Source organism: Nitrospinota bacterium (assembly GCA_027619975.1).
In the GTDB taxonomy this organism is placed as follows: domain Bacteria; phylum Nitrospinota; class Nitrospinia; order Nitrospinales; family VA-1; genus JADFGI01.
This window is the reverse complement of the sequence record JAQCGX010000016.1, coordinates 26,195-46,587: the sequence shown is the minus strand read 5'-3', so window position 1 is coordinate 46,587 and position 20,393 is coordinate 26,195. Positions and strand designations below refer to the sequence as shown.

The following is a 20,393-nucleotide window of genomic DNA, read 5'->3' as shown; positions in this document are numbered from 1 at the left end:
TAACCTCTCGCCTTTTTACTCAGACAGGAAACGTCGTTTAAATATGAAAATTGTTCGCGGAACGAAAAATATCGTCAAGCCTGTTTCTTACCCGGTGGTGGCGATTGGCAATTTTGACGGAGTCCATATGGGGCACCAGATCATTTTCCGTAAAACCGCCGAAATAGCGCAAAAAAATACAGGAACTTCGATTGTCTTCACCTTCGAGCCACATCCTTTGAAAATCATCGCTCCAGAACGAGTCCCGCCGCTTCTGACCACCTTTCGCCAGAAAATGGAATTGATCGAAGGCTGTGGGATCGATCAGGTGATCTGCGCCGATTTCACCCGCCAGTTCGCCGACCAGCAACCCAGAGATTTCGCCAAGGATGTCCTCGTGGGCCTCATCGGCGTCCGGGAAATTGTCGTCGGATTCGACTATGCGTTTGGTCGCGGACGCGAGGGAACGATTCCCTATCTCAAAAAGATGGGAGAGGAGTTTGACTTCAAAGTTCACGTGGTGGACCCTATCAAGTTGAACGATCATCTGGTGAGCAGTTCCCATGTTCGCGAATTGATCGAAGAAGGCAATGTGAAAGCGGCCAGGGGGTTTTTGGGCAGGAATTACTCCATTCGCGGTCCGGTGGTGCACGGGCATCACACAGGGCAAGCCATCGGCTTTCCCACCGCCAATCTGGACACCACCAAAATGCAGATTCCCGGAACCGGGGTGTACGCAGTTCATATTCATTTTGAGGGCAACAGCTTTCAGGGGGCGGTGAATATCGGCTTCAACCCGACCTTTAACCGCGACCGGCTGAGCGTCGAGGTGCATATATTTGATTTCGATCAAAATATTTACGGAAAAGAGGTCGAGGTGACGTTTGTGGACCGCATTCGCAGTGAAATGGCTTTTCAGTCTGCGGAGGAACTGGTCGCGCAAATCAAACAGGACATCCAGACCGCCAAAGCCATTTTGGAGGAAGAGCTATGAAAACTGCCAGGAACCTCATCATCGGACTGGCCCTGACAGCGGCGGCGCTGTACTACACTCTGCGCAATGTTGCATTCAAGGACCTGGCCGATTCCTTCAAAACGGTAGACTATATTTACCTCATTCCGGCGGTTGCCATCCTGCTGTTGAGTTTCATGTTTCGCGCGCTGAGATGGCAGCTATTGGTCGCGCCGATGAAAAAAGTGCCGGTTGCCGGGTTGCTCGGTCCTTTGATGGTCGGCTATATGGCCAATATCGTTCCCGCCCGGGCGGGTGAATTCATCCGCGCTTACCTTCTCGGAAAAAAACACGACATCCCTTTCTCTGGAGCTTTTGCCTCCATCGTCGTCGAGCGGTTGTTCGACATCGTTGCCATCCTGCTGTTATTTGCCTGGGTTTTTGGCTTCAATACAGATTTATTGGGTTCCCATGCGGCCATATCCGGGGTTTCCCTGCAAACACTGGCCGTCCGCTTTGGTGAGTTGAGCGCGGTTCTGGTGGCGGCTCTGATCGGCTTTATTTATATGATGGTTGCCCACAAGCAAAAATTAATGACCTTCATCCACTGGTTCACCCGCCACCTTCCTGCAAAATGGCATGACAAGGTCGAGTATCTGGTCGAAGAGTTCAGCCTCGGGTGCAGGGTCACCAAGGATGTTTCCGCCTTGTTCAGGATCACCCTTTACACGGTTCTGGTGTGGGCTTCGATTGTTGCGAGCTATTATCCGTTTTACTTTGCTTATGATCTGGCCAACAAATCCCTGGAATCGGTGCTGGTGGTCACGGTGCTGGTGTGTATATTGATCGTGGTTCTGCCGACACCGGCTTTTTTGGGTTCTTTCAATGCGGCGATACTGATCGGACTGCACGACATCATGCATGAGCCGGAGTTGACGGCAGTGAGTTTCGGCATGGTGGTCTGGGCGGTGAATTTCGGAGTTATTCTGATTGCCGGGTTTTATTTTGTCCTGCACGATCATTTGTCGGTAAAAACTCTGGTCAAGGTGGAGGAAGGGGAAGAAATCGTCGAGGGATCGGGGCCGCCGCGTTAATATGGCTTGAAATTTTAAGAGATAGAATTCATAATGCTCCAAAAGATCAAACCCCGATATGCCGAAGTGGCGGAATTGGTAGACGCGCATGATTCAGGTTCATGTATCCGCAAGGATGTGGAAGTTCGAGTCTTCTCTTCGGCACCATCTCTAAGGAGCTTTATAACAAGCTCTTAGCCTAGATCTATTTTTCATCAAATTTTCAGTTATCAGTTTATTAAATCCTTCATGGTGCACTCTTGGTACATTTGTGGAGGATTTTCTTTTGGCTGCAATACAGAAGCGCACGACAGCAACCGGCAAGGTTCGCTACAGAGCCATTGTCAGGATCAAAGGTCACCCTTCCCAGTTCGCTACTTTCCACAAGAAATCTGATGCAGTCCTATGGGCACAGCAGAGGGAAGCCGGGCTCAAGTTAGGTAAGACTTTCACAGACGTCCTTCCTAACAATCACACACTCTCCAACCTCATTGATAAATACATTCTAGAAGTTCTTCCCCAGAAAAAGGATCAATGTCCGTTAAAGCAACTCAGGTGGTGGAACAGGGAGATGGGGAATCTGCCCCTAGATCAAATTACACCCGCTATGATTGTTGAGTGCCGAACCAAGCTGGCCCAAGGGAAGACACATTATGGAACCAAACGACTCCCATCAACGGTCAACCGATACCTAGCAATACTTAGTCATGCATTTACTGTCGCTTGGAAAGAGTGGCAGTGGACAGACCGAAATCCCGTGATGCAAATAAGGAAGCTTAAGGAACCGAGAGGGCGTGTGAGGTTTCTGGATGATGAGGAAAGAGCGCGACTGCTGGAGGCTTGCAGAGAGAGCCGAAGTCCCCACCTCTTCACCATAGTGGTTCTTGCGTTGTCGACAGGGATGAGAAAAGGGGAGATACTGGGGCTTATGCGAAAAGATGTCGACCTTAGGGGGAAAAGGATCGTTATACAAGAGACCAAGAACGGGGAGAGGAGGGTGGTCCCGCTTGTGGGCCCTGCCATGGAACTTGTGAGGCGTATCGTTGAACGTGGTTTCCAAGAATCAGATTCTTTTATCTTCCACCATTTCGGCCAACCAGATAAATCGATCTGCATCCGTACCGCCTGGGTGAACGCTGTTAAGAGGGCAGAAGTCGAAGATTTTACATTTCATGACCTGAGACATTCAGCCGCATCCTACCTAGTGTCCCGTGCGGTTAGTCATTTAGTCTAATTAGAGGATGCTTTATAATGGTTTTATGTCACGAACCATTGCAGAGTTTACAACGTCGAACAAAGAAAAAAGTTTACTGAGAGCTCTTCTCCGAAGGCAACGGCTTCCTCAAAACCTTGTTTTTCGCGCCCGCATAATCCTCTTGAGCGGATCGGGTTACTCTGCCCAGGAAGTGGCCGAATCGGAATGTTGTTGTGTCCCAACTGTTTACCATTGGCGCAAACGGTTTCGAATGGAGGGGGTTGAGGGCTTGGAAGACCGGCCTCGTTCCGGGCAACCTAAAAAGTTGTCGGAGAAAAAGGTTCTCGAAGTTTTGAGGATGACGGTGGAGAGAATCCCCAAAGAAGCCACTCAAGGGATATTCACTTCGACCCAGGACTTGCGAGATAAAATCAAGAGGTTTATCAAAGTTCACAATGCGCATTCAGCGAAACCTTTTATTTGGAAGAAGACCGCAAGATCGATTTTGCAATCTGTATCAAGGGCAAAAAAAAACAAGAAATTAACTAAGCCCATTAACCGCACGGGACACTAGAAGACCAAATAACAATCCAAACCACAGAGTCAGCGACCGCAAAGGTTTGAAAGCTTCTGCGGCATCCACTTCCGTGGCGATGGCAAAGTGATATTTCGGCACCCATTTCCAGGCGCCAACCACCGGAATTCCTCGATAATCGTTGTACCCTTCGACATTGAATCCGCTCTCCCCTTTGATGGCGCTGGCGGCCATCAAGGTGAACGGTTGCTGATGGCTGGGCAGGGCGGGAGATAGTCCCTCGGTCAGGTTGACTCCCGGATCACGGATCTCTATATTAAGAATGGCATGCCTGTCGGGTTGGTTTGGAATGAGACCAACCTGTCTCAGCTGATGTTCGAATCTGCTGGAAGATATCAGGAGTCCGTCTCGGTTAAAGAGATAGGTTTCTCCTGTTTCCCCAATTCGGCCTGTTTCCAATATCCGGGAAAAATTGTTCTCGGGTCGAATCCGAAGCCCCAGGACACCTGCGATCTCGCCATCATCATTGCGGATGGGAGTTGAGGAAAATATCGTCGAGGAATTGGACCGCCAGTTTCCGTTATCATCAGGAAGAGGGACCTCGCTGATAAAGGGATGAGACAGGACGGTGTCTCCCTGCATGGATCGGTAAAAGAAATCCGACAGCCCCACCAACTGTCGCTTCCCGACGGGTTCCTCCAGTAAGGCTCCCACCTGAAGCCCGGTATTGTTGAAAAGAACAAATCCGACGTAGTCATATTTTTTACAGGCGGCGCCCAAATGCTCGCGGAGCCATTTTAGCTCCCTGGATTGCTTCAAACTTTCAGCTGACACATTTTTTGAATCGGAAAGTTTAATGAGGGAGAGCATGTTTTTCCGAATTTCGGGTTGGGCGGCTAAAACCTGTGTGTCCAGTTTTTTATCTTCTATCCAGATTTCGAGGGATTGAAGATTGGCTGCCAGTGTGCTTTCGAGTGAATTTTGAATACCTTGTTTAATTTCCAATTCTACGGCGCGAAAACCTAACCACCCGATAACCCCCAAAACCAACAAGGAACTGATAATGTAAACACAGCTTCGACTTTGTCTCAGGTTTTTACAAAAATGAGTGATAGCAGTGAAGAATTTAGATTTTTCCACTTTCGTTATGTCCTTAAGCTGTCCAAGGGGTTTTTGGCTGGGGTTGAAACTAAAACCAATTTAAAAACATATACTTATGGTACCAGTGTCTTACAATAAGCTTCAATGTAATTTTTTATGTCGCGGAAAATCAAGCCTTTTGAGGGGAGAGTTTTTACAGTTTTATCGAAGGTGGGTAAAATTTCGCGGATTTTAATCAAAAGAATTCCTCGTAGCTCTGCTACGGGGTTTCCTTTCACATTCCCCTCCTTGCAAAGGAGACCTTTGCATAAGCACTGGTCATCTTTGTTAATGCCGAGAGTTTATAAATCCCCCCGGCCCCCTTCATGGAAGGGGGAGCACAGGTTCCCCCCTTTTTAAAGGGGGTTAGGGGGATTTTCCTGAAACTTCTTTTCCACCAAAAACCAATGGCATCCTCTGGATGTCAATAGCCTTCTTGCAAATATCCACTTATGCAAAGCTCTTCTTGCAAAGGAGGGGAATGTGAAAGGAAACCCCGTAGCAGAGCTACGAGGAATTCTTTTGATTAAATTATTGATATTATTACCTTAAAATTTAGGAAGGGTCTATAAAAAAATGGTTTTTAAATATTCGGAATGCCAATTTTTAAGTTGAAAATATCGGCGATCGGTAAATCATTCCCGAACGGTTAAAACTACCGAAATATGGCGGGTTGGTCGATAAGATTGACAGGTTAATATTATTGACTGGAGAAAGATTTATTGGGAAATTTGGAAGTCCTTTAAAATCTTATTAACCCAAAAACGTGTAATACCCTTATAAAACAATAATTTATATTTACAGAATTACATTGGTCGAATATTATATAAGTGTTCGGTATGGTCATTTGAACTGTTGCTATCGTTTGTACAAAAATCGTCTTTAGGTGATTCTATATACTTTTAAAATGGTTTCCGGCAAGTTCTATCAAAATGGAGAAGAGTAATGAGCGAAGAGTTTTTAAAGAAGCACATGGCAAAAATGATGTTTTCGGTCGTGGGTGTTCTGGCCTTCAGTATTGTTGGGCCTTATTATCTACATTTCGAATGCGAGCCTCCAAAATACCGAGGAAGGCAGCAAGCTGAATGCCTTGTCAATCATTGATCAGTTCAAAACTCTGAGAGCCTATTACGTTAAAAGCGTCATCAATAAGGTAAAAGGCAATAATACGGGTTTGAAGATCTCCTACGATCATAAAACCATGCCGGATGCGATTCCTCTGCCGGCAACCTTGATCCATGATATGAGCGAGTTGTTGAGCGAAAAGGGCGATGACAAAATCAAATTAAAACTTTATAGCGAATACCCATTTCCAAACCGTGCAAACAGGAAACTGGACGGTTTTGGTCAGGAAGCGCTGGCTTTTTTTAAAACCAATCCCGACCAACCCTTTGTGAAACAGGAAAACCTGGGTGGTCAGGAGGTTGTGCGTGTGGCGGTGGCGGATAAACTGGTTGCCGAGGCCTGTGTCAATTGCCACAATACCCGTGCCGATACCCCGAAAAATGACTGGAAACTCAATGACGTGCGAGGCGTTCTTGAAGTCATATCTCCTATCGATGCGCAACTGGCGGCAAACAGTTCCATGGTGAACAGTGTTATCGGAATCACGGCATTCTGTTTGATTCTGGTGGGTTTGATGGTTGCTGGAGTCTGGATGTTCATGCGTTCGATGAAAAGATCAGAAACTGAAACCGCTAAGATCGTTTCGATGATGGAAAATACGCCGCAAGGGACCATGTTTGCTGACAAGGATTGGAAGGTTCAATACCTGAACGCAGAATCCAAAATAATTATGAAAAAGCTTGAGAAGTACCTGCCGGTGGATGCTGAAGGTATCATCGGAAAATCTATCGATATCTTTCACAAAAATCCGGATCATCAGCGCAGAATTGTATCTGATCCGAAGAACTTACCCGTCAAGACATTGATTGATGTGGGGCCGGAAAAGGTAGATCTTGCCGTTAGCGCTGTCTACGATCAGAATCATGATTATCTTGGGCCAATGGTTTCCTGGGAAATCGTGACGGAGAAAATAGAAGCAGATAACCGAATGTCCCGTGTCGCTGGCATGGTGGAAAACAATCCAGGCAACATGATGTACGCAGATAAGGATCTTAACCTGCAATATGTGAATCCAGCGGGAACCAAAGTCCTTTCCGGGCTGAGCCAGCATCTTTCTGCCCCGGTGAAAGATCTGGTTGGGAAATCCATCGATATTTTTCACAAGAACCCGGCGAATGTACGCAAGATCCTTTCCGACCCGAAAAATCTGCCGCATCAGGCAACAATTCAGGTAGGACCGGAATTGTTTGATTTGTTGATCTCCGGAATTTATGACAAGGATCAAAATTATCTGGGACCGATGGTGACGTGGGAAGTTATAACGGAAAAGGTCGCCAATGAGAAAAAAACTCAGGAAATGGTAGAGCAAGATCAGAAACAGACCCAGGAATTGCGTGAGAAGGTCGACAGCATTCTTGGGGTTGTGAGCCAGGCTTCCCAGGGTGACTTGACCCAGGAGATCTTGGTTAAGGGAGAGGATGCTATCGGTCGGATGGGAGAAGGGTTGTCCGGGTTCTTCAAGAACCTGCGAAACAATATCTCCGAGATTGCGAATATGGCGCAGACGCTGGGCAGTTCTTCAGAAGAATTGACCTCGGTAAGCCAGACCATGGCTGGAAATGCGGAAGAAACGTCCGCCCAGGCCAATGTGGTGTCCGCGGCATCCGAGCAGATCACCAGAAACGTGCAAACGGTGGCAACCGGGGCGGATGAAATGAGCGCCAGTATCAAGGAGATTGCCCAGAACGCCAACGAAGCGGCCCGAGTGGCAAAATCCGCTGTTAGCGTGGCGGAAACCACCAATGCGACTATCGCTAAACTGGGTGCTAGCAGCGCAGAGGTCGGGCAGGTGATCAAGGTCATCACCTCCATTGCGGAGCAGACCAACCTTCTGGCGCTGAACGCCACCATCGAGGCGGCTCGTGCCGGCGAGGCGGGAAAAGGGTTTGCCGTTGTGGCCAATGAGGTCAAGGAACTGGCGAACCAAACCGCCAAAGCCACGGAGGATATCAGTCGAAAAATCCAGGCCATTCAGCAGGATACCAAAAGTTCCGTCGATGCGATTGGTGAAATCACTCAAATCATCAATCAGATCAACGATATTTCCAACACCATCGCCAGTGCCGTGGAAGAGCAGACGGCGACGACAGCGGAAATTGGCCGTAACGTCGATGAGACTGCCAAAGGGAGTGCGGAAATCTCTGAGAATATTTCCGGGGTGGCCAGGGCCGCTCAGGAAACTTCCACTGGAGTGGGTCAAACTCAGGAAGCGGCCACTGAGCTCTCGCGGATGGCTGTGAGTTTGCAGAAGCTGGTCAGTCAGTTTAAATACTGATTATTGGAAGTTTTAGTTTAAAAGATTAACTGGTTTGCAGGCCGTCCACCTTTATGAGGTGGGCGGCTTTTTCTTTGAGCACTCCTTTACCGGTTGTTTCCGTTGAGATTATCTAATAAACTCATTTGAAATAAGCTATTTAATCGATAAATGAGGGTAAATTGAAACTCAGCCGAGGGTATTTGATTGTTTTTGAGGGCATCGACGGCACCGGGAAAAGCACTCATTGCCGTTTGCTGGCAGACTATTTGGTGGCCAGGGGATTGTCCGTTTTAAAACTATTCGAACCCACCAAGGGCCCTTGGGGGCTGAAGATCCGCAAACTCCTGACGGAGGGTAGGGGCGAGGTAAGCCGTGAGGAGGAGTTGGCCTGGTTTATCAATGATCGTAAAGAGGATGTGGAAAAAAATATCCAGCCCGCCCTGCATCAAAATAAAGTCATTATTCTGGATCGCTATTACTATTCGACGGCGGCTTATCAAGGGGCATTAGGGTTGGACCCTGAGCGGATTTGCCGGGAAAATGAAGCCTTTGCCCCCAAGCCCGATCTGGTGTTTTTGTTCAGCGCCTCCCCGGAGCAATGTTTGCAAAGGATCGAGGCGTCACGATCGCAGAAATCTTCATTTGAAAAACTGGACTATCTGCAAAAGGTCCAGGAAATCTTTGATTCTTTTTCTGATCCCATCATCCGCCGCATCGATACAGCACCGCCTCCAGACGAGGTGCATGCCAAATTACGCACCGAGGTGGATGATTTGCTACTTTTGAAAGGTAAAGAATGAAACGGTTTGTGCTGGGAATAACAGGAGCGAGCGGGGCATGCTACGCCAAACGTTTGTTCGATTGTCTGCAACCGAAGGCGGAATTGCATGTCATCGTTTCCGGGCGGGGAGCGGAGCTATTGAACCTGGAGCTGGGTTTGAAAGTTTCTTATTTTGAAAAGGAGAATGTCACCGTTAACAAAAATTCCCGCATCAATACCTCGATCGCCAGTGGTTCGTTCCCGAGCGATGCGATGGTGATTGTTCCCGCCAGCATGGGCACGATTGGCAGAATCGCCTCCGGTGTTTCAGAAACCCTGATCGAGCGGGTGGCGGATGTGACCCTGAAGGAAAAAAGAAAATTGATACTGGTTCCAAGAGAAACTCCTTTCAGCACTATCCATTTGAAAAATCTTCTGGCTTTGGATCAGGCAGGGGCATTGATTTTGCCGGCGTCTCCAGGGTTTTACCAGGGCCAAAAATCCATGGAAGATCTGATCGACTTCATCGTTGCCAGGATCATGGATCAAATAGGCATGCCCCAGGATCTGGTGCGGCCCTACGATTCATAATTTGAATGGATATTTGCGCTGAAATGATTTATCTGGACAACGCCGCCACAACCCCAATGGACCCAGAGGTGATCCAAGCCATCGAAGAATCGATGCGGCTGGATTTTGCCAATTCGGGCGCTGTGTATCGGCTTGGCCTGGACGCTAAAAAACGCATCGAAAGTGCGTCGGAGGAAATTGCCGAGGCGCTTGGGGTGCCTGCAACGCATCGTCTGGTATTCACCAGCGGAGGCACGGAATCGAATAACCTCTTTATCAAGGGGCTTTGCTTCCCCGATAAAAAGGCCGCCTATATGGGATTGGAACATCCCAGCGTTGTGGAGACGTTGAAGTATTTTGAAAATTTTAGTAACGAGCCTCTTTGTTTATTGGAAGCGCAAAAAGAGGGAAGGCTGGATTTGCCCAGGGCAATCCCGCTGCTTAAAACTAACCGCGCTCGGCTTCTTTGTTTGTCGCATGTCAATAATGAACTGGGAACGGTTCATGATCCGGTTAATCTTATTGCGGCCGTGAGAAGCGGCTCACCTCAAACCCGGATTTTTCTGGATGGAGTTCAAGCCGTTGGCAAGCTTGTCCTGTCACCGGATATTTGGCCCGGCCTTTCTGGTTATTCCATCTCGGGTCACAAAATTAACGGACCTAAAGGAATCGGTTTGCTGGTTTACGATTCCCGGGTAGATTTGAAACCCCAGATGCATGGGGGCAAGCAACAGTTTGGTGTGCGCTCGGGAACCTTACCAGTGCCTTTAATTCTGGGGCTGGCGAAAGCCATCCAACTCGCTGTAGAACGCGTCCAGGAAACTCAGTTGCACCTTAAAAAACTACGATGCCATCTGATTGATGGATTGCAGGCATTGTCCGAACGGGTGCCGCATTTAAACATTCGGTTTAATTCCCTGGCTGGTGACGATGTGAGTCGGCAGTCACCGTCAATAGTCAATTTCAGTTTTCTGCCCGTTGAGGGAGAGGTGCTACTGCATCATCTGGAAGAAAAAAATATTTATGTGGGGTTGGGAAGCGCGTGCAGTGCCCACTCCAAAGAGCCTTCAAAAATCCTCACCGGCATTGGCCGGACGAAAGCAGAGGCCCGCTGTAGCCTGAGAATATCCTTTGGTCGCCAGAATACCATTGAAGAGGTCGATCGGTTTCTCGGTGAGTTTGGCGATGCTTATGAACACCTTTATCCAACTTTTAGAATGAAGAGAACGGCGGAAAAATGAATGAAGCCAGAACCCTGCTGATCCGCTACGATGAGATTGGCCTGAAAGGGCGAAATAGAAAATTTTTTGAAAACTGTCTCCTTGACAATATCAAGAAGGCTTTGCAGGGCCTGGAGGGGCTTCGTTTCCGGGTTCCCCGCGGTCGCATCGTGATCGATACGACTGCCGAACTTGCAGAAGAATGTTCTAAATGCCTTGCTTTTGTTCCTGGCATTGCTTCTTTCAGCATTGGCTATCCGGTGAATCCCGATTTTGAAGAGATGGCGGCTTTGGGGATTCAACGGCTCGAGACCCGTATGGAAGCCGGTAAAGGGTTTAAATTTTGTGTGCGGACGCAACGGAACAATAAATTGTTTCCTAAAACCTCTCCAGAAATTAATTTTGAGGTGGGGTCTCGTATCATGGCGGCCCTTTCTGATAAAGGCTTGACTGTCAGTCTAAATGAAGCGGAAGTGGTGATAGAAATTGAAATGGGGCAGAAGGAAACGGTTCTGTTCGACCATCGCATTCCTGGAATCAGGGGACTGCCCGTCGGCTGTTCCGGCGAGGTGTTGAGCTTGCTTTCAGGGGGCATCGACAGTCCGGTAGCCTCATTTTATATGATGCGCCGAGGATGCCGAGTGCATTTTATATTTTTCGACAATCAACCATTTTTGGGCAGGGGAGGGCACGACAAAGTTCTCAAGCTGGGAAAAATTCTCAACCGCTATCAGTCACGGGGGAGAATTTATGTGGTTCCCTTTCAGGATATTCAGGTGGCCATTCGCGGTCATTGTTCTCCGGAGAACCGGGTGGTCCTGTATCGCAGGATGATGTACCGCATCGGTGAGGCAATGGCTGAAAAAATTAAATGTCTTGGACTTGTGACCGGAGAGTCATTGGGGCAGGTGGCTTCCCAGACGTTGGAAAACCTGGCCGCCGTTTCCTCTGTCGTGACCACCAGTGTTTTCAGGCCGCTGATTGGCTTGGACAAGCAGTACATCATTGCTGAGGCGAAAAAAATTGCAACTTATCCGATAAGCATCGAGCAGCATCCGGATTGTTGCTCGGTTTTCATGCCTTCGCGGCCCGCTACCCGAAGCAAGAAAAAAAAACTGGAGAGAGATGAATCTTCTTTCCCCTGGAAGGACCTGATGCAGGAGGCGATGGATAAAACCGAAGTGGTTAAGCTGGACAGTCAGGTTGCGGAGTGAATTTTAAAAACTTTGTTTTCCTCCGGCAACTCGGATAAAAGTTGTTGAATTGTTTTTTTTGAGATGGGATGAATCGTATCAGGAGCCAGTTCACATAAAGGCGACAGCACAAAACGCCTTTGCGTCATTTCGGGGTGGGGGACTTTCAACCGAGGGGTCTTTAAAATCCGGTCTTCATACAGCAAAAGATCCAGATCAATGATTCGCGGTCCCCATTTTTCATTGCGGATTCTGCCCATCGCCGCTTCAATGGCCAATAACGATTGTAGCAGAGCCTCAGGTTTCAGTTCTGTGCTTATCTGGACCACAGCATTGAAAAACCACCCTTGGTCTGTCTTTCCGACGGGCTCTGTTTCGTAAAATGAAGAACGGGCAATGACATGAATGGCTGGATGCTCTGCAAGCCGGGTCGTGGCTTGCAGGCAATTTTCCAAACGCGAACCCAGATTGGACCCCATCCCTATATACGCGATGTTTTTCATGAAAGGGAACCGATACTAACAGGTTGCTGAAAAACTACTTTTGGGACCTTAAAATGTTAATTTCAAGTTTACTGTTAATTTAAGAAAACCAGTAGCACAGGCTTTCCAGCCTGTGCGCACAGCCTGGAAAGGCTGTGCCACTTAAAAGCAAAAACCTGTAAAACTTAACCCGCTGACGGATTTTTCTCTTTTTCAGCAACCTGCTAAAAGATCATCCGCATTACCTACCCTTTGGCCAAAATTAGAAAATAAATTTTACCGATGACAATCGGGTTTTAATTTCATTCATGATGCGGGTTTCGTCTGCCAATTCCTTGGCCGCAAACGTTGCTGAAAAACGCACATAATGTCCGGCGTCATCCCAGGGCACGGTGGAGATCAGCATTTTTTTGATCATAAACTGGGAAAAATCTTCAGCAGTTTTAAACTCCTGCCCGCCTTCGATTCCTTTTGGCGCTTTGACGTAAAGGAAAAAAGAACCCCCAGGAAGTTTTGCGTTGAACCCGACGGAGTTTAAGGCTTCCACCATCAGGGTCAATCGGCGGCGGTATTTTTCCAGGATCTCACGGCTGATCTCGGGATGGTTGAGGGCATAAACTCCCGCTTTCTGGATGGCCGCAAACTGCCCGGAATCGATGTTGTCCTTCACGTGGGCCAAGCCTTTAACGACCAGTTCATTACCGACGATGAATGCAATGCGCCAACCCGTCATGTTGTAAGACTTGGAAAGGGAATGAAACTCGACCCCGACATCCATGGCTCCAGGAACCGAAAGAAAACTCAACGGTTCATTGTTAAAGGACAATGCCGCGTAGGCCGCATCCTGGATAACGACAATCTGATTTCTTTTGGCGAACTCGACCACTTCCTCAAAAAACTCGCGGGTGGCCGTGGCGCCGGTCGGGTTGTTGGGGTAGTTGAGATAAAGCAGTTTCGTCCGTTCGACGATTTTGGGGTCGATATTTTTCAAGTCGGGGAGGAAATTATTTTCCTCCAGCAATGGGAGGTTGACAACTTCGCCACCCAGATAGGAAGCGTGGGTGCCCATGACGGGGTAGCCGGGAACGGTCATCAGGGTGACATCTCCAGGATTGATATAAATTGCAGGAACCATCGCCAGACCGGGTTTGGAACCAATGGTGTGATTGACGTGTTTGTTTGGGTCGAGGCCTTTCACCCCGAAAACGTTTTCCATATAAGTGACGGCGGCATCCTTGAATTCCTGAATCCCATTGTCGGTATAACCTCGATTTTCTGGTTTCTCCGCTTCCAACTGCAATGTCTTGATCACCCCCGGATAAGCCTTTTCGTCCGGCTCGCCGACACCCATGTCGAATAAATCCTTGCCTGGATTTTCATCCAGTGCCGCCCGTTTTGCGCGTTTGATTTTTTCGAATTTATAAATTTTTGTATCTTTGCCAAATTGATCTCCGCCCAGCCTTTGGGCGAAAAGGGATTGAATATAACTTTCATTGTCCGACATGGTGTTGTCTCTCCAGATACAAAAAATTGAAGTGGTGAAATAAAATAGGAAATTTGAATATAACCAACAAATTTAGCTAAAAACGGGGTTGGTGTCAAGGAAAGGCCGAATTATTACCTTGTTATCAAGAATCGACTTTGGAGGAGACCCCCGCTTCCTCAAAGGTAGCCATTTGCGAATAGATTTTGATGGAGGCATCCAGGATGCTCATGGCTAAAACGGCCCCGGTTCCTTCTCCCAGTCTCATGCCGAAATCAAACAATGGCGGTTGATCCAGCAGGTGAAATAAAATCTCGTGGCCGGGTTCCTGGGATCGGTGGGAGGTGAAGATATAGTCTTTAACGATGGGATTCAGCTTATAGGCGATGATGGCGGCGGCTCCTGAAATCAGCCCGTCGATGATGACGGGAGTCCTTTTGGATGCGGCGCCAAGAATGAGTCCGGCGATTCCTGCGATTTCGAATCCGCCCAACTTGGCAAGAACGTCAATGGGGTCCTTTGCATTGGGATGGTTTATTTTGATGGCCTGTTCAATCAGGTGGATCTTTTTTTCAAGGGTCGCCGAATCAATGCCCGTACCGTTTCCGGCAACCTGCCGGGGTGTTTTGTTGCCATAGACGGACATGATGGCGGCGGCGGGGGTGGTGTTGCCGATTCCCATATCCCCAGAAGCGATAACATCCGTTCCTTTGTCCGCCGAATCTTGTGCCAGCTCAATTCCTGTCTGCAATGCCTCTTCCGCCTGCTGGCGGGTCATAGCGGGCCCCGCAGACATGTCTTTCGTGCCGGGAGCGATTTTTTTGTGAGTCAATCCGGGGCAGTTCTGAAAATCGAAGTTCACTCCGATATCGACGACCACAATTTCTGCAGAGACGTGTTTGGCCAGAACATTAATGGCGGCGCCGCCTTGCAAAAAATTCTGTACCATTTGCGCCGTCACTTCAGGCGGATAGGCGCTGACTCCTGCCTTGGCAATGCCATGATCCGCAGCAAAAATAAAAACACATTTCTTTGTAATTGAGGGAGAGTCGATGCCTTTGATGGCGACATATCGACGAGCCAGTTCTTCCAGTCGTCCCAGGCTTCCCGGAGGCTTTGTCAGGGAGTCCAGCCGTCTTTGGGCTTTATCCAGGTCGCTGACGTCAACAGGCAGGATTTGGTCCAGGGTTTTCTGGATCGATGCTGGCATGAATTACTGAGGGCTCTCTTCTTCTAAGGTTTTTTCTTCATCACCTTCGTCCTCAGCAACGAGATTTGCAGCTTTCTGAGAGTAACGAAGGTATTTGATGATTTCTTTTATTTCCTCATCCGATACCTTGCTTCTTTGCGAAGGCATTTTATTGTCACCTGCAACGACGGTTTGGAAAATATCAGCATCGGAAAAACTTTCCTGAATATATTCAACATCAATGAGCCGGGGGGCCTCGGTGTGCTTGCCCATAGCGTCGGGCCCATGACAATTGGAACAAACTTTATGGAAAATTTTCTGCCCTGGTTGAAACTCAGCCGGAACCTCTTTGGTGGCTTGTGGCGCGCAGGAGGCAATGAATAGAATCAAAAAATAGATCAACCCCCGAAAAACTGTCATTATCAACTCCCGTTATTTGCGTTTGATCAAGTCTGTTATGCCGTCGTAATTTCTGTCCAGCTCCACACGCACCAGCCCGCCGTCAGGTTCAAAGTATTCCAAGCGATCAGCCTTCCCGTCAAAGTTGGTGTCATACTCAACCTTTTCCGGTTTCGTGGAATCCTTAAAGTATTGCCATTGATCCTGTTTTCCGTCTTCATTGGAATCGAAAGCGGCGGACTGAAGCAATTTTTCTCCTGCAAAATATTCCCAACGATCGATTTTACCGCTATGGCTGGAATCATACTCTATCCGAACCAAACTTTCGTTATCATTAAAAAATTGAAAAATATCCATATTGCCATCCTGATTTTCATCTATTTCAATGCGGGATATTTTTTGATTTGAATCGAAAAATTCTTTCCTGTCCACCTTACCGTTGAACTTTGAATCTTTTTCGATCCGCTCCAAGGTGAACTCCTTGGTATAAAATTGGAACTGATCCAGCGTTCCATCAAAATTGCGATCCAGTTTGGCAAGGACGGGTTTTTTATGGCCCTCATAAATATCGACCTGATCCAGTTTTCCGTCGCCATTGGTGTCGTATTCAATTTTGACCAATTTCCCTTCCTGGGACATTTCGTGCCATTGGTCCAATTTGCCATCAAAATCACCGTCGATCTGAAGAATTTCGCCATAGGCGCTGGATGTAAAAATCGTCAGCAATAAGAAAAATGTAATCTGTATTTTAGATTTCATCGCTCCTCCAGCATAAAGGAAATCGGTAAGTTGAATTTCATGGAATTTATTTTTAGAAGTTCTGGGATTGGGGGATAGGGGCTCGCGGATTTAACGGCGTCCAGAGCGGCCTCATCCAACAGTTTAAAAGGGGAAGGGTTCACAATAGAAAGTTCCAACAGTTCTCCTCCGTTTCCCAAGGTAAACGCGACCACGGGTTGTCCCTCGAACCCCCGACTGCGGGCAATGCGCGGGTAATATTTTACCTGGGCGATCCGGTTCCTAATCTTTGCGGAAAACCCATTTTTAATTTGGTTCAACAACGCAGACGAAAGGTCACTGATTCCGTCACTGAGGCGGGCCAGCTTTTCAATTGGCCTGGTACTAACCTCTTCATCCTGGTTGAGCTTTTCTTCGGAAAAACCGGGAGGAATGAAGGCTTCCTTTAGAAGACGGGTGCTTTGTAACGGCGAGGAAAAATTGCTTGCGGCGATCGGAATTGAAGGCTGGTAGTGAGCGACTGATTCCGAGTCTAAACTTTTTGAAGCCCGCGCCTGGGTTCCCACTGCTTGCCACGGCTTATTCAAGACTTGCGGTTTCATTACCTTGAGGGCAGTCGATGGGTTTGGTATCCCTGCAATAGACACACTATTTATTCCAGCTACCGGTTGATGGGTTGTTGGCATTCCAACAAGCGTAACAGGTAAAGGTTTTTGGATGGCTGTAGTTTTTAGCAGGAAACTATTTTCAATATTTAATTGGGCTGAAGCGAGGGAAGTGAATTTTTGAGAACTTTCATACTTCACTTCCGTAAAACTTTTCGCTTGAACGGTTGAATTAAGGGAAGCTGCTTTAGTGGAAGCGGAAGACTTTATTAACCTTGGAACGGGCTGAAAAGATTTGTTTTGGAAGTGTTTAATTAATGAATCATTCGTATCCTTCGACTGCATCGCCAGTTGCGTCAAAGGGACGGGTGTGTTCTGGTTCGGATGGGCCTCCCGGATCATGCGGGGAGACGGTAGAATTGCCTGAGAAATCTCGAGCGGGGTCGTCCTCTTATATTCCGCAACCGGGTGATTAACAGGAGTTTGTTTTAGAATCGTATTCACAGGTTGCAATAGTTTCTCTGAGTTGCGAATCGGCACAGGGTTTCTTTTTGCAGAATGGGAGAGTGGAAAAACTTCTGTGCTTTTTATTATAGCAGACTTCGGTATTCGGTTGGGGCTAACCATTGTGTGTGTGGGGGGCGGCGCAACCTTCTTTAGCTCAACTATTTTTTTGGATTCTGGGGAAACTTTCTCCTCAGAGGGTATTTTTTTCTCCAAAACATATTTTATTTTGATCAAATTGTCTTTGTCAAGTTTGGAAGGGCTGTCCCAGGTGGGAAAAAAATAAAAGGCTATTAAATGCACTGTCGCCGAGAGGGCGATGGTGTGTATAAGAGGGTGGGCCTTAAAATATTTTTTAAATACCGTGAGGTTCATAATTTGTTTTAAAAGTGCTTTCTCAGTTCTTGAATTTTTAAAATTCTATACCTTTTTGTGCAGGAATTCCCTGTTCCTTGAAAGGATGCTTTATGCAGCGCATTTCTGTCACCAAATCAGCAATTTCAATCAGCTCCTCCGGTGCGTTTCGTCCTGTACAAACGACATGGACATCGGCGGGTTTATTTTTGAGAGCTTCGATAAATAGCTTGTGGGGAAGAAAATTATAATGCAGGACATAATTGATTTCGTCCAGAATCACCATTTTATACTTCCCGCTATTCAATTTTTCAGAAGCAATTTCCCATGCCTTTCGAGCTGTTTCTCGATCTTGTTCAGGATTTTCAGTGTCCCAGGTGAAGCCATCACCCATTGAAACCATTTCAACGTTGGGTTTCAAAAGGTCGAACGATTTTTTTTCTCCCGCTTTCCATTTCCCCTTCATAAATTGCATGATGAAAACGTTCATTTTGTTGCCTGCGGCTCGAAGAGCAATTCCAAAAGCTGCAGTGGATTTTCCCTTACCATCCCCCGTATTGACGATAATCAATCCTTTTCTTTTTCGTTTGTCTGAAGCAGGCATTTTTCTCATAAATATATCTATAAATTGGGTTCTTTTATTGAGCTGGATTCAACTTTATTTAATATGTATTTCAACCACTCGGTGGAACTTCCCATATAAATATGGGAGTAAAATGCGAAACAATTTTTGTAAACATAGCCATCCTTAACTTCGACATTCTTTTTGCCATTTAAATATTGCATACGAGGCGTTTCGTTATTATTAACGAAACTGGAATAATGAAATTCATGCCCTTTCATGAGCAAATCTTTTTTTATTTCTTTCTTTTGTTTAAAACTTAGAATGCGATAACCCAGGGTCAATTTTTTCGGATTCATGGTTGTTGAAAAATCAAAAAGACCAACCATTGGGAACGAGTGATTTTTTTCATCCAGGATACTTTTTCCCAAATACATCAGGCCGCCGCATTCGCCGACGATTACTTTCCTGGAATTTCCAAAATCCCTTATGCATTGAATCATGGCTTTGTTTGCACTCAGCTTTTTGAGGTGCAGTTCTGGATAGCCACCGGGAAGGTAAACCCAGTCACAATTCTTGGGCAACTGTCTGTCTTTTATGGGGGAAAAAAAATGAATCTCACCTCCATAATGAGAGATAACATCCAATGTATCCTGATAACAGAATGCAAACGCCTCGTCCCTGGCAACGGCGACTTTAAATGTTTTTTTTGCTTGTTTGCCTGTCCAACGGGGAACCGGATTTAAAATTTCTCTAATGGGTTTTTTTTTAGATGCATTAATAGATTTTAGAATTTTTGGGATATTGAAATGTTGTTCTAAATGGTCGGCCCATTTGTCGTACAAACTATCCTGTTGTTCATGACTTTGAAATAGACCTAAATGCCGGGAAGGCAGGGTCAACTCTGGATTATTAGGTAAATATCCCAGGAATTTGGTTGTGGTGTATTTCTCTATGGCGGCCTTTATTATATTTGCGTGTCCGGGGTGGTTGACCCGGTTAGCGATCACTCCTAAAAAATTTAGCGCTGGATCAAAATTGACGAATCCCTGGACCAGAGCCGCCGCAGAACGTGCCGTTGCCTCTCCATTGAAAATCAAAATAATTGGGAGTCCTGTGAGTTTTGCTATTTCGGCGGTGGAGCCTTTGTCCTTAATTGGAGAGGCTCCATCAAACAGTCCCATCACGCCTTCTGCAATCGCAATATCTGATTTTCGGGAAACTTCGGAAAAAAGATTGCGAACGTATTTCGGAGGACACATGACTGAATCCAGGTTGTAGCTGGGTCGTCCGCATGCACGGGAATGATGGCCCGGATCAATATAATCCGGGCCAACTTTAAACGGACTGACGTTAAGCCCTCTACGGGTCAAAAGACGCATCAAGCCTAAGGTAACCGAAGTCTTTCCAATATCGGATTGGGTTCCGGCGATGATGAGGCCTTTAACATTTTGATGAGGGAATGTCATGAAGAAAACCTTATTTAGAAATATCCAAAGAAGTTCGTGCTGAACTTGATTTGATAAACTGCTCCAACCACCCTTTATATAGAAGCGCAGAACCAATGCTCACATAAAGGAAGGGCTTCATCAGATAACCAGGAAACCGGGAAATTTGCCTTTGAGCGTATTCCATGAAATTCATACTTTCATAAACCTCATGACCGGAAAGCGCGTAAAAGCTTCCGTTGGAAATCACGAAAGCTAGAGTGGTGCAAATCGCTAAAGTGATGGCCATTGAAGCCGCCTGGTTCCATTGGGTGATTTCAAGGGTTTGAAATCTCCGTCCTCCAAACCACAACGCCAGATAAGTTGGGATTAAAAAGCCATAGGCCGACGTAATGCACCAGGCGGGCTCTCTCTGGACGGAAAAATAATCGATGAGACCCGCGCAACCTATTAACAATGCCGGGAAAATATATTCCCTCAGATAGATACCGGCAATGAAGAAGATTGCCAACGTCGCACTTGGGAGACCGAGTGGACGAAAATGGATGTAGCGCGTCAAAACCATTAAAACAATCAATCCTAATAGGAGTTTTAGTTTAAAGGATGTATTAGAATTCATGACTTTCCTCA

At 46.9% G+C, this 20,393-nt stretch carries 19 protein-coding genes and 1 tRNA gene; 10 read left to right on the top strand and 10 right to left on the bottom strand.

All coding sequences use genetic code 11. The features are described 5' to 3' along the window. Window positions 1-43: 43 nt before the first annotated feature. The 4 genes from O3C58_07435 (at window position 44) to O3C58_07420 (ending at window position 3,238) form a co-directional block, all read left to right on the top strand. A complete protein-coding gene (locus O3C58_07435) occupies window positions 44-973 on the top strand; it encodes a bifunctional riboflavin kinase/FAD synthetase (GenBank protein ID MDA0691684.1) in 930 nt (309 codons plus the stop codon). Further along, complete coding sequence (locus O3C58_07430; GenBank protein ID MDA0691683.1) at window positions 970-2,025, top strand: lysylphosphatidylglycerol synthase transmembrane domain-containing protein; 1,056 nt, start codon at window positions 970-972, stop codon at window positions 2,023-2,025. Before O3C58_07435 ends, O3C58_07430 begins: the two co-directional genes overlap by 4 nt. Before the next feature lie 60 nt (window positions 2,026-2,085). Continuing rightward, a tRNA-Leu gene (locus O3C58_07425) sits at window positions 2,086-2,172 on the top strand. Window positions 2,173-2,290: 118 nt separating this feature from the next. Continuing rightward, window positions 2,291-3,238 carry a site-specific integrase gene (locus O3C58_07420; protein MDA0691682.1) on the top strand — a complete coding sequence of 316 codons (948 nt, stop codon included), beginning with the start codon at window positions 2,291-2,293 and terminating at the stop codon, window positions 3,236-3,238. Between the two features lie 502 nt (window positions 3,239-3,740). Here O3C58_07420 and O3C58_07415 read toward each other — a convergent pair. After that, window positions 3,741-4,874: a cache domain-containing protein gene (locus tag O3C58_07415; protein MDA0691681.1), complete on the bottom strand. Its 1,134-nt coding sequence runs from the start codon at window positions 4,872-4,874 to the stop codon at window positions 3,741-3,743. Between the two features lie 945 nt (window positions 4,875-5,819). Between O3C58_07415 and O3C58_07410 the strand changes: the two genes are divergently transcribed. The 6 genes from O3C58_07410 (at window position 5,820) to thiI (ending at window position 12,020) form a co-directional block, all read left to right on the top strand. Further along, window positions 5,820-5,978 (top strand): hypothetical protein, encoded by a 159-nt coding sequence (locus tag O3C58_07410; protein ID MDA0691680.1) that lies wholly within the window; start codon window positions 5,820-5,822, stop codon window positions 5,976-5,978. Continuing rightward, entirely contained in the window at window positions 5,965-8,274 is a 2,310-nt protein-coding gene (locus O3C58_07405) for a methyl-accepting chemotaxis protein (GenBank protein MDA0691679.1), read from the top strand. The genes O3C58_07410 and O3C58_07405 overlap by 14 nt, the downstream gene beginning before the upstream one ends. 161 nt (window positions 8,275-8,435) lie before the next feature. Continuing rightward, window positions 8,436-9,056, top strand: a complete 621-nt coding sequence (gene tmk / locus O3C58_07400; protein MDA0691678.1) for a dTMP kinase — start codon at window positions 8,436-8,438, stop codon at window positions 9,054-9,056. Continuing rightward, entirely contained in the window at window positions 9,053-9,607 is a 555-nt protein-coding gene (locus O3C58_07395) for a UbiX family flavin prenyltransferase (GenBank protein ID MDA0691677.1), read from the top strand. The genes tmk and O3C58_07395 overlap by 4 nt, the downstream gene beginning before the upstream one ends. Before the next feature lie 5 nt (window positions 9,608-9,612). After that, entirely contained in the window at window positions 9,613-10,827 is a 1,215-nt protein-coding gene (locus tag O3C58_07390) for a cysteine desulfurase family protein (protein MDA0691676.1), read from the top strand. Further along, the gene (gene thiI / locus O3C58_07385; GenBank protein ID MDA0691675.1) at window positions 10,824-12,020 is read left to right on the top strand and encodes a tRNA 4-thiouridine(8) synthase ThiI; all 1,197 of its coding nucleotides are present in this window, start codon (window positions 10,824-10,826) and stop codon (window positions 12,018-12,020) included. The genes O3C58_07390 and thiI overlap by 4 nt, the downstream gene beginning before the upstream one ends. Here the strand turns inward: thiI and folK are convergent. The 9 genes from folK to O3C58_07340 form a co-directional block, all read right to left on the bottom strand. After that, the gene (gene folK / locus O3C58_07380; GenBank protein ID MDA0691674.1) at window positions 12,005-12,502 is read right to left on the bottom strand and encodes a 2-amino-4-hydroxy-6-hydroxymethyldihydropteridine diphosphokinase; all 498 of its coding nucleotides are present in this window, start codon (window positions 12,500-12,502) and stop codon (window positions 12,005-12,007) included. The two genes, thiI and folK, sit on opposite strands and share 16 nt — an antisense overlap. Window positions 12,503-12,743: 241 nt before the next feature. Beyond that, complete coding sequence (locus tag O3C58_07375) at window positions 12,744-13,985, bottom strand: LL-diaminopimelate aminotransferase (protein ID MDA0691673.1); 1,242 nt, start codon at window positions 13,983-13,985, stop codon at window positions 12,744-12,746. Window positions 13,986-14,109: 124 nt separating this feature from the next. Further along, a complete protein-coding gene (cobT, locus tag O3C58_07370; GenBank protein ID MDA0691672.1) occupies window positions 14,110-15,174 on the bottom strand; it encodes a nicotinate-nucleotide--dimethylbenzimidazole phosphoribosyltransferase in 1,065 nt (354 codons plus the stop codon). 3 nt (window positions 15,175-15,177) lie between these two features. Further along, the gene (locus O3C58_07365) at window positions 15,178-15,573 is read right to left on the bottom strand and encodes a cytochrome c (GenBank protein ID MDA0691671.1); all 396 of its coding nucleotides are present in this window, start codon (window positions 15,571-15,573) and stop codon (window positions 15,178-15,180) included. Window positions 15,574-15,585: 12 nt separating this feature from the next. Then, entirely contained in the window at window positions 15,586-16,311 is a 726-nt protein-coding gene (locus O3C58_07360; protein MDA0691670.1) for a hypothetical protein, read from the bottom strand. After that, window positions 16,308-16,892: an energy transducer TonB gene (locus O3C58_07355; protein MDA0691669.1), complete on the bottom strand. Its 585-nt coding sequence runs from the start codon at window positions 16,890-16,892 to the stop codon at window positions 16,308-16,310. The genes O3C58_07360 and O3C58_07355 overlap by 4 nt, the downstream gene beginning before the upstream one ends. 919 nt (window positions 16,893-17,811) lie before the next feature. Beyond that, a complete protein-coding gene (gene cobO / locus O3C58_07350; protein MDA0691668.1) occupies window positions 17,812-18,366 on the bottom strand; it encodes a cob(I)yrinic acid a,c-diamide adenosyltransferase in 555 nt (184 codons plus the stop codon). Between the two features lie 8 nt (window positions 18,367-18,374). Beyond that, window positions 18,375-19,784: a cobyrinate a,c-diamide synthase gene (locus O3C58_07345; protein MDA0691667.1), complete on the bottom strand. Its 1,410-nt coding sequence runs from the start codon at window positions 19,782-19,784 to the stop codon at window positions 18,375-18,377. Between the two features lie 10 nt (window positions 19,785-19,794). Then, on the bottom strand, window positions 19,795-20,382 hold the full coding sequence (locus tag O3C58_07340) for a hypothetical protein (protein MDA0691666.1): 588 nt from the start codon (window positions 20,380-20,382) through the stop codon (window positions 19,795-19,797). Between the last annotated feature and the right edge of the window lie 11 nt (window positions 20,383-20,393).